The sequence below is a fragment of the Nocardiopsis ganjiahuensis DSM 45031 genome, assembly GCF_000341085.1.
Taxonomy (GTDB): Bacteria; Actinomycetota; Actinomycetes; order Streptosporangiales; family Streptosporangiaceae; genus Nocardiopsis; species Nocardiopsis ganjiahuensis.
On record NZ_ANBA01000006.1, the window covers coordinates 179,964 to 193,351 of the forward strand.

Genomic DNA, 13,388 nt, shown 5'->3' on the forward strand with positions numbered 1-13,388 from the left:
CACACGACGTGAAAGCGGGCCCCGGGGAACTCTCTCCCCGGGGCCCGCTCCTGTGCACGGTGCTCAGCGCCTCACGGCGCCGCGTGCGGCCGAGAGACTAGCTCTCTTCGGTCTCGGCGGTCTCCTCGCCGTTCTTCTTCTTGCGACGCGCCAGGTAGGCGGCGGCGCCACCACCGGCGGCGATCGCGGCACCGGCGGCGATCAGGCCGCCCAGGGGCGAACCGGTCTGGGCGAGCGGCTCGGCGTCCTTGGCCTCCGTCTTCGGGAGCGTGTCCTCGTCACGCTCCTTCTGCGGCGGGTTCTTGCCGTCACCGTCACCGTCGCCGTCGCCACCGCCGTTGTCACCGCCGCCGTCGACCGCACCGGTGGTGATGCCAGCGGCGCTCTCGGCGAGGGAGTAGCCGGCGACGAACTCGTCGTCAACCAGGAAGTTCATGTACAGGTTGGTGTAGGCGTCGTTCCAGAGGAAGCCAGCGTCCTCGGTCTGCACGACACCCTGGTCCACGGAGGGCTGGATGTCCAGCACCAGCTCCTCACCGTCCTCGCCCGAGAGGACGCTGGGCGCCGACGTGAAGGTGCCCTCGTCGGCGTGGTGGCTGACCTCGCCGTCCCAGCTCTGGGTGGTGGTGACGGTGATCCCGGTGATGGTGCCCTCGAGGATGACGGTGTCACTGCCGTCGACCAGCTCGGAGTTCTCGTCGTCGAGCTCGATGAACTCGGCCGAGGCGGTGTCGCTGACCTCGTCCTCGTCGCTGTCGGCGGGCGGCGAGGAGGGGCCGTCGGTCGAGCCCTCCTCAACGCTTTCGGAGGGGGTCCCCTCCGGCTCGGTGGGCGCCGCGGACGGGTCCTCGGATCCGCCGTCGCCCGGGGCGTCGGTCCCGTCGTCGTCACCGTCGGAGCCGCCCGGGGCCTCGTCGTCCTCGTTGCCGCCGTCGCCCTCGCCGGCGCCGCCGTCCTCGTCGAGGCCGTCGTCACCCTCGCCCTCGTCGCCGTCCTCGTCGTCCTCGTCGTCCTCGTCCTCGTCCTCGTCGTCCTCAGAGGGGTCGAGGATGTCCTCGATGTTCTCGGCGGTGACGGAGACCTTGGCGGAGTCGATGACAGTGGTGGCGGTGGCACCGTCGGCGTTCACCGTGGCGGTGGTGGTGCCCTCGACGACCAGCCAGTCACCGATGCTGCTGGAGAACGGGGTGGAGACCGTCTGGTCCTGGGTGATGTAGGTCTCCGAGACGCCCTCTCCGCCGACGGCGGAGGCGTAGGCCCAGCCGTAGGTGTCGGCGTGGGCGGGGGAGGCCGCACCGAGGGTGAGAGCCCCCAGCGCGGCGAAGGCGGCACCGCCCTGCAGCACGCGTCGAGCCGAGATTCGGGAAGCGTTCTTCAAGATCAATCCTCGTTTGGATCGTCCGGGCCCACGTGTGTCTGGGCCAGGCCTGGTCGCGGCTTCCACCGCCGGAACGCGAGGGCGGGAAGTCTCGGATCGGGGAATCGCGCACCAGGGTCGGATGGGGGAGGGTCAAGGCACACAGAAGCCGATGACCTGCGAAAACAGAGAGCGTGCACGGTTTCGGCCCGCAGAAGGCCAGGGCCGGAAGAACCGGCCGAGTTGCTTTCCATTCTCCGAGAGAAGAATACATACCGACAAAGGTCGAAAGGTCGGTCTCTGGATATCAAAAAGATTACGATGGCTTTTTGAGTGCACTGGGTAACGGTGCCCAACAATTCCAGTAATTCTTTTGGATTCCGGTAAACCTTCGCCCGGCCAGTGCGTCATATAAGGAACTTCCCCAGCCGGAGGCGCATCCGGCCCGGGACCGGGGCACGTCCGCACCCGGCCAGAACTACCGGTCGGTATGGCGTACGCCACTCACCGTCGGCATAATGCGACCCATGAGTTCCCCCGCCTCTCCCCCCGCGTCCGAGTTCGACGCCGCGCCACTCGGCCGCGGCGGCCGCCGGGCCGTCGCCCGACCGGGCGCCACCGCCTCCCGGTCGGCCGCCGAGTCACACGCGGACTCGTGACAGCGCCCCTACGAACCTCGTGAACTGCACAATGGGGACCATGCCTCTGACACCGGCGGACATCCGCAACAAGAAGTTCCACACGGTGCGACTGCGCCCGGGCTACAACGAGGAGGACGTCGACGCGCTCCTCGACCGGATCGAGACGACCCTGGTCGCGCTGGAGGGCGGCCCGCGCAAGGGACCGCTGCTCACGGCGGACGAGATCCGCAACGCCCGCTTCCGCACCACCCGGATGAGCCCCGGGTACCGCGAGGACGAGGTGGACGACTTCCTCGACCTCGTCATCGCCGACCTCGCCGGACGCGGCCTGGGCCAGCCCGCCCCGCCGCCCCTGCCTCCGCACCCGGGCCGAGCCGACCCCCGGAGCACCGGTCCCGGCCGGCCCCAGGAGGGACAGGTGTACGCGGGCCCGGGCAGGCCGGTCCAGCCGCCCACGGACCCGACCGCGCCCAGGCCCGGCCCCCCGCCCGGACCGCGGATGGCCCCCAAGGACATCCGGGAGAAGCGCTTCGCCACCACGCGGCTGACCACGGGCTACAACGAGCAGGAGGTCGACGAGTTCCTGGACCGCGCCGAGTACACGCTGGAGGTCCTCCAGCAGGGCCGGCCGGAGCGGGCCACCCTCACTTCGGCCGAAGTGGAACGGGTCCAGTTCGCCACCACACGGGCCCGCCCGGGGTACGACCCGGCCCAGGTCGACCACTTCCTCGACCAGCTCTCCGAGGAGTTGCGCCACTACGAGCGCTCCTGACCCGGGACACGCCGCCTCCGCCGCCCCACACAAAGGAATGCGGAAAGTAATATTTAGGCACAGGGGGTAGTCATCCCTTGTCACGGGCGGTATGAGGGGAGCAGCATGCCACACGCGACTCCGCCTGGGGGGCACACCCCCACCTGCGCGGTCTACGGGGTTCCCGGCTGTACCACGACCCCCGGTCAGCGATCGGCGCACCCGCTCTCCTTGCACGGGCACGCGCGGGAACTGTGCTCGGAGGACACGGACGAGGAGGTCGTTCCGGCGACCGCCCACCCCTGGGAGAAGCCGCTGCTCGCGCTGTGCGCCACGGTCTCCCTGGCGTTTGCCCTGGTCCTTCTGAGACTGGTGTGGTCGGTGTCGGGATCAGCGCTGTGGACCGCGCTGTCACTGGTCTCGGTGCCGCTGGTGTGCTGGTCGGCACGCGGCCTGCGCTACGCCCGCGAGCGCGCGGAGTCGGTCCGGATCTCACCCACCCAGTTCCCCGAGGCCTACCGGATGGTGGTGTCGCTGTCGGCCGACATGGGGCTGGCCCGGACCCCGGAGGCGTACCTGCGGCCGGGTCCGGTCTCGGCGCGCGCCGACGCGGCCGCCCACGGACTCCGGCGCTACCTGGTGCTGCCCGACGCCCTGTTCGACGGCGACGGCCGCCTGCCCGACCCGGACGCCCTCGCCTTCCTCATCGCGCACCAGGTCGGCCACGTCGCGGCCGGGCACACCGGTTACTGGCGCCGGGTGGCCACGGTCGGCGCCGACCTGGTCCCGGGGCTGGGCTCCGCGCTGTCCCGGGCCGCCGAGTACACGGCCGACAACCACGCCCACGCGCACCTGCCCGAGGGGACCCACGCGGTACGGCTGTTCGCCGGAGGCCCTCACCTGTACCCGCGGGTGAACATGGGCGAGATGGCCGCCCGGGCGCACACCGACCGGGGGTGCTCCCTGCTGCTCTACCACCTGCTCACACGGCGTCCCAGCAACACCAGGAGGATGGCCGCGCTGCGCGACCGCAACCGCCGCGGCCGGGTCTTCATCTAGCCCGGTGTCCCCCGGGCACGACCCGCGCCATTTCCGAAAGGCTTGACTTGTTCGAACGCATGTTCGATAGGATGCCAGTGTGAGTCTTCTGAACGAGCAGATCGACGTCCGTTCCACCGACCGTGGACACCCCGCCCAGTTCACCTGGCGCGGCCACACCTTCCGGGTCCGCAGGATCATCGGTGACTGGCCCGCGCGCCCCGGGGCTCCTGGTGTACCCGCCACGCAGATCAATCTGCTCCGCGTCTCGGCCGAGTCCGATTCGGGCCGACCCAGCATCATCGACATCTCGCGGGACACCGCCTCCGACCGCTGGACCATGCGGCGCCAGTGGAGCTGAACCCACCGAGGCGCCCGCCGGGCGGGTTCCCGGCGGGCGCTCCCGTTTCCTGAACCCGGAGACCGGAGGGCTCAGGGCCAGAGCTCGGCGGTGTGCGACCGGACCAGTCCCAGAACCCGCTCCGCGAAGGCGCGCACCGGCATCGGGTCCAGGCGGCGGCCGTCCCGCAACCGCACGGCCACCTCGTCCTCCGCGGCCTCCTTCGCGCCGATCACCGCCTGGTAGGGAACCAGCCTGGCCGCTCGGATCCGGGCGCCCAGGCTGCCCCGTTCCGGGTCGGCGAGCTCGGCGCGCAGCCCGCTTTCCTCGCACCGCTCCACCAGCGCCGCCGCGTCGGGGACCTGTTCGGCCGAGACCGGCAGGACCGCGACCTGGACGGGCGCCAGCCAGGCGGGGAACGCCCCGCCGTGCACCTCGATCAGGTGGGCCACCGCCCGCTCCACGCTGCCGACCACGCTCCGGTGCACCATGACCGGCCGGTGCCTCGCCCCGTCGGCCCCGACATAGGTGAGGTCGAACCGTTCGGGCTGGTGGAAGTCGACCTGGACCGTGGAGAGGGTGAACTCCCGCCCCGCGGCGTCGGTGAACTGCACGTCGATCTTGGGCCCGTAGAACGCCGCCTCGTCCTCGGCCCGCTCGTAGGCCGCCCCGGAGCGGTCGAGGACCTCGGTGAGCAGTTCGGTGGCGCGCCGCCAGGACTCCGGGGCGTCGACGTACTTCCCGCCGGGGCCGGACAGGGAGAGCCGGTACCGGGTGGGGACGATCCCCATCGCCCGGTGCGCCCGCCGGACCAGTTCCAGGGCGGCGCCCGCCTCGTCGACGACCTGGTCGAGGGCGCAGAAGACGTGGGCGTCGTTGAGCTGGATCGCCCGGACCCGGCCCAGCCCGCCCAGGACCCCGGACCGTTCGGAGCGGTACATGCCGCCCAGCTCGGCCATCCGCAGCGGGAGTTCGCGGTGGCTGTGCGAGCGGGAGCGAAAGATCACCGCGTGGTGCGGGCACAGGCTCGGGCGCAGCACGAACTGCTCGTCCCCGTCGCCCGGTTCCATCGGCGGGTACATGTCGTCCCGGTAGTGGGACCAGTGCCCGGAGATCTCGTACAGCTCCCGTTTGCCGAGCACCGGCGAGTACACGTGGCGGTAGCCCGCGCGGCGCTCGACGGCGCGGACGTACTCCTCGAGGGCGTGGCGCACGGTGGCGCCGTCGGGCAGCCAGTAGGGCAGTCCGGAGCCGATCAGCGGATCGGTGCCGAACAGCTCCAGTTCGCGGCCGAGCCTGCGGTGATCGTGCTTGGCGGTCATCTCGTTCCTCCTCGAGAAGGGCGAGTGACCGCAAGACGAAGGCCCCGGGGCACTCGCCCCGGGGCCTGGTCGAAAACACGGTTCAGCGCGCCGGGACACTCTCCGGCGTCGTCGTCATCGCGGCGCGCTGCATGGGCGCCACGTTAGCACCCGCGGTCCTCCCCGGCCGGCGCCTTCCCCGAAGGCGGGGCCCGGCGCAGTCAGCGCTCGAAGTGGGGCGGGCCCCCGGGTTCGCGGGCCCAGCCGATGCGTTCGTGGATGCGCTCGGCCATCCGCGGCACCTCCTCCGGCGCGAACCAGGCCACCTCCAGGCTCTCGTCGTCGTCCGCCCTGAGCTCACCGCCGACCGGGCGGCACCGGAAGGCGAGGTCGAGGATCTGCACCCGGTCGCCGTTGGGGTAGGTGTAGGGCTCCTGGCCGACCACGGAGGAGAGGCGCTCCACCTCGACCTCCACACCGGTCTCCTCACGTACCTCGCGAACCACGGCCTGGGCGGGCTGCTCCTCCGGTTCGAGGATGCCGCCGGGGACGCCCCAGCGGCCGTCGTCGGAGCGCCGGTGCAGCAGCAGCCGACCGTCGTCGTCGAGCACGACGGCGCTCACCCCCACCAGGGGGAGGAGGCCGTGGCCGACGTGCTGGCGCAGCTTCAGGAGGAAGTCGGGAACGGGCATGGACCCGACACTAACGCCGGGGCCGGAGGGTTCGTCCGGTCAGCCACGCCGCCGACGGAACTCGGCGTACTCGTGGTCGAGGACCGACATCAGGACCGCGTCGTGCCAGGCGCCGTCCCAGCGCAGGTGCTGGCGCCACACGCCCTCCCGGACGAACCCGGACTTGGCGTAGGACCGCTCGGCGTTGGTGTTGAAGTCGAACACCTCCAGGGCCACCCGGTGCAGCCCCGCGGTCTCGAAGGCGTACTCCAGGACCAGGTCGGTGGCCTCGGTGCCGTGCCCCTTGCCGGTGTGCGCCATGGAGTTGAGCGCGATCCGGTAGTGCGCCTCGGCGTTGTCCGGGTCCAGGTCGAGGAGCGCGCAGTCCCCGATCGCCGTGCCGTCCTCCCGGGAGCGGATCAGCCAGTCGGCCCGGTCGTGCCGCTGCTCCCAGTCCGCGAACACCGTGCGCAGCTGTTCGGCGGTGAACTCCCGGTGGGTGCCGCTGAGCCGTCGCACGTCCGGGTCCATGTCCACCGTGCGGGGGATGAGTTCCTCCCCGTTGGCGGCGCCGAGCGGTTCCAGTCTCACCCGCTCCCCGACGAGGACGGGCTGGTCGCGGAAGACGTCGGAAGGCACCATGATGGGAATCCAATCAGCGCCCCCACACACGGGCAACGGATTTTCTGCGACAGGGGGCAGGGGTGACGACCGGTACGGGTTCGGTGAGTTTCCAGACCGTCCGGGAGACCAACCTCCGCACCGTGCTGCGTACCGTCCGCGAGCTCTCCCCGTGCTCGCGCGCCGCCGTCGCCGCCACCACCGGATTGAACAAGACCACCGTCTCCAGTCTGGTCACCGACCTCATGGCGCGCGGCCTGGTCCGGGAGACCGGTGAGACCTCGCAGAGGCGGGTGGGGCGCCCCGGGGTCCTGCTGGCCCTGGACGACCGCGCGGTGGCCGCGATCGGCCTGGAGGTCAACGTCGACTACCTGTCGGTGGTGGCGGTGGACCTGCTCCACCGGGAGCTGGCCCACCGCCACGTGCCGCTGGACGCCCGGTCCGCCGGGGCCCGGGACTGCGCCCACCGGATCGCGGACACCCTGAGGGAGGTCACCGGGGCCCCCGAGCTGCGTGGCCGTTCCGTGGTCGGGGTGAGCGTGGCGGTGCCCGGTCTGATCGACGCCCCCTCCGGCACGGTGACGCGGGCGCCCAACCTGGGCTGGCGGGACGTCCCCCTCCGTGACCTCCTGCGCTCCCGGCTGGCCGACTCCGCCCTGTCGGAGGCGACCGTGCTGGTCGACAACGACGCCAACCTGGGCGCCATGGCCGAATACCGGTTCGGCCCCCTGGCCGGACTCCCCGACCTCGTGTACGTGACCGGTGAGGTGGGGATCGGCGCGGGGGTGCTGACCGGCGGCGCGCTGCTGCGCGGGGCGGGCGGGTTCGCGGGGGAGATCGGGCACCTGGAACTGGACCCCGACGGCCCGGAGTGCTCGTGCGGTCGCCGGGGCTGTCTGGAGGCGCTGGCCGGGATCGGGGCGATCCTGCGCGCCGCCCTGCCCGACCTGGTCGCGGACGGCCCCTTGGACGGCCGGGACGTCGCCGACCTGGTCGAGGCCGCGGTGGAACGCGCGTCGACCGACGACCGCACGGCCGTTTCCGCCCTGGAACGGGCCGGGACCTGGCTGGGGCGCGGGGTGGCGACCCTGGTGAACGTGGTCAACCCGGGCGCCGTGGTGCTGGGCGGCTACTTCGTGCCGATGGCCCCCTGGCTGATCCCCCGCTGCCGTGCCGCCGCGCGGGCCCACTCCTTCGCCCCTGAGGCGGGCGGCTGCAGGGTGGAGCCCTCCAGCCTGGGAATGAGCGCCGCCGCCCGGGGCGGTGCCGCCGTGATGATCCACGGCCTGGAGTCGGGCGACCTACCGCTGTCCCCGCCGCTGTCGGAGCCGCAGGAGACCTGATCCGCGTCGGCCGGACGGGACACGGCCGGTCCTGCGCCGCCAGGGTTCGTACCCCTTCTTCGCGCTCCGCCTCCCCTTCCTCCGATCACTCCTCTTCCTCCGATCGGCTGCCCGACGACGGGGAGCGGTCGTGGCTGTCTCTGGTCGCCCACGGGCGGGGCCGGCCGTGGTCCGGCCGGAGCGGATGGGGCTGGATACGGCCGCGTCGGACCTGGTCGGTGAGGACGAGGCGAAGGGGTCGGTCCTCGGGGAGGATGAGATCGCGGTGCTGTCGGGCCAGCCCCGTTGACAATTAGTTGTGGCTCTAGACAAACTGTTCGTGTCCGGCACCGTCCACGGACCGACCCCCAGGAGCACACATGACCGACTACCGGCCCACCCCCGAGGACCGCTTCACCTTCGGCCTGTGGACCGTGGGCTGGCGAGGCGTCAACACCTTCGGCGACCCGGTCCGCCCGCCCCTCGACCCGGTCGACGCGGTCCGCCGCCTCGCCGACCTCGGCGCGCACGGGATCACCTTCCACGACGACGACCTCGTCCCGCCCGGCAGCTCGCCCGCCGAGCGCGAGGCGATCCTCCAGCGCTTCCGGGGCGTGCTCGACGAGACCGGCCTGGCGGTGCCGATGGTCACCACCAACCTCTTCACCCACCCGGTCTTCCGCGACGGCGGGTTCACCTCCAACAGCCGCGACGTGCGCCGCTACGCGCTGCGCAAGGTCATCCGCAACATCGACCTCGCGGTGTCCCTGGGAGCGAAGACGTACGTGTGCTGGGGCGGCCAGGACGGCGCCGAGACCGAGGCGGGCAAGGACGACCACGCCGCCCTCGACCGGTTGCGCGAGGCCTTCGACCTGCTGTGCTCGTACGTCCTGGAGCAGGGTTACGACCTGCGCTTCGCGATCGAGCCCAAGCCCAACGAGCCGCGCGGCGACGTCCTGCTGCCCACGGTCGGCCACGCCCTGGCCTTCATCAACCAGCTCGAGCACCCCGAGATGGTGGGGGTGAACCCGGAGGTCGGCCACGAGCAGATGGCCGGGCTCAACTTCGCGCACGGCGTCGCCCAGGCCCTGTGGGCGGGCAAGCTCTTCCACATCGACCTCAACGGCCAGCGCGGAGTCAAGTACGACCAGGACCTGCGCTTCGGCGCGGGCGACGTCAAGGAGGCGTTCTTCCTGGTCGACCTCCTGGAGCGCTCCGGCTACGAGGGGCCCCGGCACTTCGACTTCAAGCCGCCCCGGACCGAGGACATGTCGGGGGTCTGGGAGTCCGCGGCGGGTTGCATGCGCAACTACCTGATCCTCAAGGACAAGGCGGCGGCGTTCCGGGCCGACCCCGAGGTGACCGCGGCCCTGGCCGCGGCACGGGTCCCCGAGCTGTCCGAGACCACGCTCTCCCCCGGTGAGAGTGTCGCGGACCTGCTCAAGGAGGAGCTGGACCTGGAGTCGGTCGGTCAGCGCGGCTACCACTTCGAGAAGCTGGACCAGCTCGCCCTGGAGCACCTCTTCGGCACCCGCTGACCCCGGGCCCGATCCCGACCCCCCGTCCCGGGCCGCATGCCGGTGTGCCCGGGACGGGGTCATCCCTGTAGCGCTGCCGGTTCCCGTGAGGTCGGGGAACGCTCAGCCCTCCTCCCGGCGGGTCTCGGGCCGGCGAAGCCTGCCCCCCGCACGCGAACGGGCGTCGTAGGCCCCGGCGAAGGCTCTCGCCCGCCGGTTCTGCGCGGCGACCGTGAGCGGCACGGCGACCGCACCGACCAGGAGGAGCACCCCGAGGACGGATTGGAGTCCGTTCACGAGGCCTCCTCCCCCGTACACGAGACCCGGCAGGCCGTGGGCGCAGAAGTACAGGCCCCACAGACCTCCGAGCACCCCGAAGAGCGCCGGGTGGGGTGCGTGGCGCAGTGCCTGGGCGGCGAGGATCCGCGCGATCCGGTCCACCGCGGGTCTGCCCGAGAGCTCACCCGTACGGAGCACCCGTCTGGCGGCCCGGACCTCGGAGGGGTCGGCGTGGGCGGGCAGGGGGTTCCCGCTCACCGAACGGTGGGCGAGGGCGCTGACCGCGACCGCGAAGACCGCGGCGCCCAGGACCGCGCCGACGACGGCCAGGACCAGCAGGAGGTACGACGGCCGGTCCCCCGCGGCGAGGAGGAAGCCGAGGCCCATCGCGAGGAACAGGAGCAGGCCGAAGCCCGCCCCCGCCACACGGCCGGTGCGGCGGGGGTCGTTCTGGGCTCGGATCTGTGAGCGGATCAGGCGGTCGGAGAGACGGCGGGAGGTCCGTGGGGTGGGGCTCTGTGCGTCGATGCGCCCATTATCGCCGGGTTCGGCACACCTGAACCGGTTGTCCACAGGGCCTTCTGCGATTCAGGGAGCTCCCAGGGCCAGTTCGGCGACAGCGGTGTCCGCGTCCTCCAGGACCACGTACAGATCCCGCACACCGGAGGCGCCGCTGAGCGGTGAACGGACCTCGGTGAAGTCGTGGGCTCCCTTGCTTTCAGGGACCGCGACCTCGCCGATGACCGGGCCCGTGTCCGGGGCGTCCAGGCGCAACCGGACGGTGGCGGCCCGGGGGGCGTTGACCGCCACACGGCACTCGGTCGCACCGTCGCCGAGGTCCACGTCCCGGTAGGCCGCCCACGCCCCGGCGGACCGTGAGCGCACCGCGTCCCCCGGAACCGCGGAGTCGGGGGCGTCCGGGGCCGGGGGCTCGGGTTCCGGTGTGACCGGGCACAGCCGGATCCCGGAGGCGTCGTCGTAGCGGTCCGCCGACCACGCGGTGGAGGCGTCGCGGGGCGGGATCCGCTCCCCCGGAACCCGCAGGGGGGCGGTGGCGGCGATGTCCAGCGCGGACCTCCCCACCAGCACCTCCCTCGGCGCCTCCTCCACCACGAAGCGGTCCCCGATGGTGTCCCAGACCGCCAGGCGGTCGACAGCGAAGGAGACCGAGGCGACGCCGACCGCCCCCGGTTCGATCCGCAGCCGCGCGAACCCCCGCAGGGACCGGGCGGGCTGCCGTACCCGGGAGGCCAGCTGCCGGGTGTAGACCTGCACGACCTCCTCGGCGGTGCGGTCCCCGGTGTTGGTGACGGGCACCTCGACGGTCACCCGGCCGCCGGAGACCGTCACCTCGGCCCGGCCGTACTCGACCGACGCGTACCCGAGACCGTGCCCGAAGGGGTACAGCGGCGTCCCGTCGAAGTACAGGTAGGTCCCGCCCGAGGTGATGATGTCGTAGTCCAGGAGGTCGGGGAGTCCGTCCGTGTCCCGGTACCAGGTCTGGGTGAGGCGCCCCGCGGGCTCCGCGCGGCCGAGCAGGACGTCGGCCAGCGCGTTTCCGTACTCCTGACCGCCGTGGGCGGACCACACGATCGCCGGGACGTGCTCGTCCGCCCAGGTCACGGCGTACGGGTACCCGCTGCTCAGCACCAGGACGGTGGCCGGGTTGGCCCCGTGCACCGCCTTCAGCACCCGTTCCTGCGCGGCGGGCAGGTCCAGGTCGGCGCGGTCCTCCGTCTCCCGGCCGTTGACCATGGGGTGGTCGCCCGCCACGACGACGGCGGCGTCGGCACGGCTCGCGGCCTCGGCCGCCGCCCGGGCCCCGCTTCCGAAGCCGTGGATCCGGAAGGCCGTCCCCTCCCGTTCCTCCTCCGGAGCGTCGCCGTCAGTCACACGGAGACCGCCGTCGTCGGCGACGGTGACGGCGCGCCCGGTGTGCACCTGCACGAGTCGGAACCGGCCGTCCGGCAGTTCGGCGAGCCGGAAGGTCTGCCGGACCTCCCAGGTACCCGGTCCGGGGGCGGTACAGGCCAGGGCGCCCCCCGTCCCCTCGTCCACGTAGCGCCCGGTGTCGGCCGAACGCAGGGCGTGCGCGCCGCCGCCCCAGTCGAAGAGGTCGAACCCGGCGGGTTCCCCGGACCGTTCGGGGCCGCCGGGCACACGGAGCCGGCCCTCGGCGTCGAGGACCACCGGTCCGGCGGCGGTCTCCAGGGTGATCCGGTCGGTCCCCTCGACGAACTCCACCTCGCAGTGCTCGGCCAGGCCCTGCCGCGCGGTGACGGCGTAGGGCAGGGTCCCGCTGTACCAGTCCTCCAGCACGGTGTCGCCGAGCTGGCCGACCACGGCGATCCGCAGCGGAGCCCGCAGCGGCAGGAGGCCGTCGTTGCGCAGCAGGGTGAGGGAACGGGTGGCGGCCTCCCTGGCCAGGGCCCGGTGCTCCGGGCTGTTCACCGCCGCTTCGGGCACCTCCTCGGCCGGGGGTTCGGGGTCGAACTCGCCCAGCCGGATCCGGACGGAGAGCACGTTGCGGACCGCCTCGTCGACGTCCTCCTGGCCGATCAGCCCGCGGTCGAGGGCCGCCCTCAGGTGGGCGAGGGTGGCTTCGGGGCGGTCGTCGTCCTGGGTGAAGCTGTCCAGCCCGGCGCGCAGGGCGTGCGCGTAGGCGGTGGGCGCGTCCGGGTGGAAGCCCTGGAGGCCGAAGAGGTTGGCGGGCGCGTGGGCGTCGCTGACCACGAGGATCCGGTCGGGGGCGGCCCGGCGCAGCACCCTGTTGATGAGCGGGCTCAGGTGGGCCGGCCTGCCGTTGACCAGGTTGTAGGAGGGCATGACCGCGACGGCCGCGCCCTCCCGGAGGGCGGGCAGGTGGGCGGGGAGCTCGTACTCGCGCAGCACCCGGGGCGGCAGGTCGCTGGAGGTGGTGCAGCGGTCGGTCTCGTTGTTGTAGCCGAGGAAGTGCTTGACGGTGGGCGCCGTACGCGGACGGGGTCCGTCCCCGGCCAGGCCGCGGGCGTAGGCGGTGGCGAGCAGCCCGGTGAGCCAGGGGTCCTCCGAGTAGCCCTCCTCGTTGCGCCCCCACCGGGGGTCCCGCAGCGGATTGACCACGGGGGCCCACACGTTGGGCCCGGCCCCGGGATCGCGGCGGCGGACGGCGAGGAGCTCGGTCGCGGTGGCCTCGCCTACCCGGCGGAGCAGGTCCGGGTCCCAGGCGGCGGCCAGACCGACGGCCTGGGGGAAGACCGTGGCCTCACCCAGCCAGGCCAGCCCGTGGAGCGCCTCCGTGCCGGTACGGAACGCGGGGATCCCCAGACGCTCGATCGGGGCCTGGTGCTGGTGGAGCAACCCCAGGCGTTCCTCGGGGGTCAGGCTCCGCAGCAGGTCCTCGACCCGCTCCTCGGTGGTCTGCCGGCGGTGGTGGGGGGTGCTCATCAGGGTGGTGTCTCCCAGTTCGGACCGGGCCGGGCGCAGCCAAAATCGAACCGCTTCGACTCCGAGCCACAGAGGCCTTGTGTGCTAGATCACGGTGCAGTAATTTGACTCTCAAATCAGTCAA

Annotated in this window: 13 protein-coding genes; 7 read left to right on the plus strand and 6 right to left on the minus strand. The window is 72.4% G+C overall.

Annotation, left to right across the window (positions count from 1 at the left end):
* Positions 1–97: 97 nt before the first annotated feature.
* Positions 98–1,378 carry an LPXTG cell wall anchor domain-containing protein gene (locus D458_RS0106145; RefSeq protein ID WP_160168042.1) on the minus strand — a complete coding sequence of 427 codons (1,281 nt, stop codon included), beginning with the start codon at positions 1,376–1,378 and terminating at the stop codon, positions 98–100.
* Between the two features lie 506 nt (positions 1,379–1,884).
* Here D458_RS0106145 and D458_RS37855 point away from each other — a divergent pair.
* From D458_RS37855 to D458_RS0106160, 4 genes are all read left to right on the plus strand, one after another.
* Positions 1,885–2,016 carry a hypothetical protein gene (locus tag D458_RS37855; protein ID WP_275042278.1) on the plus strand — a complete coding sequence of 44 codons (132 nt, stop codon included), beginning with the start codon at positions 1,885–1,887 and terminating at the stop codon, positions 2,014–2,016.
* A gap of 31 nt (positions 2,017–2,047) precedes the next feature.
* Positions 2,048–2,770: a DivIVA domain-containing protein gene (locus tag D458_RS0106150; RefSeq protein ID WP_026119046.1), complete on the plus strand. Its 723-nt coding sequence runs from the start codon at positions 2,048–2,050 to the stop codon at positions 2,768–2,770.
* A 105-nt stretch (positions 2,771–2,875) separates the two neighbouring features.
* Positions 2,876–3,808, plus strand: coding sequence for a M48 family metallopeptidase (locus D458_RS0106155; protein ID WP_239647901.1), 933 nt, complete (start codon positions 2,876–2,878; stop codon positions 3,806–3,808).
* A gap of 79 nt (positions 3,809–3,887) precedes the next feature.
* Positions 3,888–4,148, plus strand: a complete 261-nt coding sequence (locus tag D458_RS0106160; RefSeq protein ID WP_017585846.1) for a DUF6504 family protein — start codon at positions 3,888–3,890, stop codon at positions 4,146–4,148.
* 71 nt (positions 4,149–4,219) lie between these two features.
* On the opposite strand, the gene thrS is transcribed toward D458_RS0106160, so the two are convergent.
* The 3 genes from thrS to D458_RS0106175 all read right to left on the minus strand — a co-directional run bounded on the left by thrS (position 4,220) and on the right by D458_RS0106175 (position 6,741).
* Positions 4,220–5,548 carry a threonine--tRNA ligase gene (thrS, locus tag D458_RS0106165; protein WP_275042279.1) on the minus strand — a complete coding sequence of 443 codons (1,329 nt, stop codon included), beginning with the start codon at positions 5,546–5,548 and terminating at the stop codon, positions 4,220–4,222.
* A 101-nt stretch (positions 5,549–5,649) separates the two neighbouring features.
* Positions 5,650–6,120: an NUDIX domain-containing protein gene (locus D458_RS0106170; protein WP_017585848.1), complete on the minus strand. Its 471-nt coding sequence runs from the start codon at positions 6,118–6,120 to the stop codon at positions 5,650–5,652.
* A gap of 39 nt (positions 6,121–6,159) precedes the next feature.
* Complete coding sequence (locus tag D458_RS0106175) at positions 6,160–6,741, minus strand: GNAT family N-acetyltransferase (RefSeq protein ID WP_017585849.1); 582 nt, start codon at positions 6,739–6,741, stop codon at positions 6,160–6,162.
* Positions 6,742–6,803: 62 nt separating this feature from the next.
* Here D458_RS0106175 and D458_RS0106180 point away from each other — a divergent pair, with 62 nt between their 5' ends.
* From D458_RS0106180 to xylA, 3 genes are all read left to right on the plus strand, one after another.
* Positions 6,804–8,063: an ROK family transcriptional regulator gene (locus tag D458_RS0106180; RefSeq protein WP_017585850.1), complete on the plus strand. Its 1,260-nt coding sequence runs from the start codon at positions 6,804–6,806 to the stop codon at positions 8,061–8,063.
* A gap of 130 nt (positions 8,064–8,193) precedes the next feature.
* Positions 8,194–8,352 carry a hypothetical protein gene (locus D458_RS36690; RefSeq protein WP_160168043.1) on the plus strand — a complete coding sequence of 53 codons (159 nt, stop codon included), beginning with the start codon at positions 8,194–8,196 and terminating at the stop codon, positions 8,350–8,352.
* A 70-nt stretch (positions 8,353–8,422) separates the two neighbouring features.
* Complete coding sequence (xylA, locus tag D458_RS0106190) at positions 8,423–9,580, plus strand: xylose isomerase (protein ID WP_017585852.1); 1,158 nt, start codon at positions 8,423–8,425, stop codon at positions 9,578–9,580.
* A gap of 102 nt (positions 9,581–9,682) precedes the next feature.
* On the opposite strand, the gene D458_RS0106195 is transcribed toward xylA, so the two are convergent.
* Positions 9,683–10,411, minus strand: a complete 729-nt coding sequence (locus D458_RS0106195; protein WP_017585853.1) for a hypothetical protein — start codon at positions 10,409–10,411, stop codon at positions 9,683–9,685.
* Between the two features lie 15 nt (positions 10,412–10,426).
* Positions 10,427–13,264: a glycoside hydrolase family 3 protein gene (locus tag D458_RS0106200; RefSeq protein WP_017585854.1), complete on the minus strand. Its 2,838-nt coding sequence runs from the start codon at positions 13,262–13,264 to the stop codon at positions 10,427–10,429.
* Positions 13,265–13,388 lie beyond the last annotated feature (124 nt).

Excerpts from the sequence above, each read along its gene's own strand:
- D458_RS0106175 (WP_017585849.1), bottom strand. The coding sequence starts at position 6,741 with ATGGTGCCTTCCGACGTCTTCCGCGACCAGCCCGTCCTCGTCGGGGAG.
- D458_RS0106170 (WP_017585848.1), bottom strand. The coding sequence starts at position 6,120 with ATGCCCGTTCCCGACTTCCTCCTGAAGCTGCGCCAGCACGTCGGCCAC.
- xylA (WP_017585852.1), top strand. The coding sequence starts at position 8,423 with ATGACCGACTACCGGCCCACCCCCGAGGACCGCTTCACCTTCGGCCTG.
- D458_RS37855 (WP_275042278.1), top strand. The coding sequence starts at position 1,885 with ATGAGTTCCCCCGCCTCTCCCCCCGCGTCCGAGTTCGACGCCGCGCCA.
- D458_RS0106200 (WP_017585854.1), bottom strand. The coding sequence starts at position 13,264 with ATGAGCACCCCCCACCACCGCCGGCAGACCACCGAGGAGCGGGTCGAG.
- D458_RS0106155 (WP_239647901.1), top strand. The coding sequence starts at position 2,876 with ATGCCACACGCGACTCCGCCTGGGGGGCACACCCCCACCTGCGCGGTC.
- D458_RS0106150 (WP_026119046.1), top strand. The coding sequence starts at position 2,048 with ATGGGGACCATGCCTCTGACACCGGCGGACATCCGCAACAAGAAGTTC.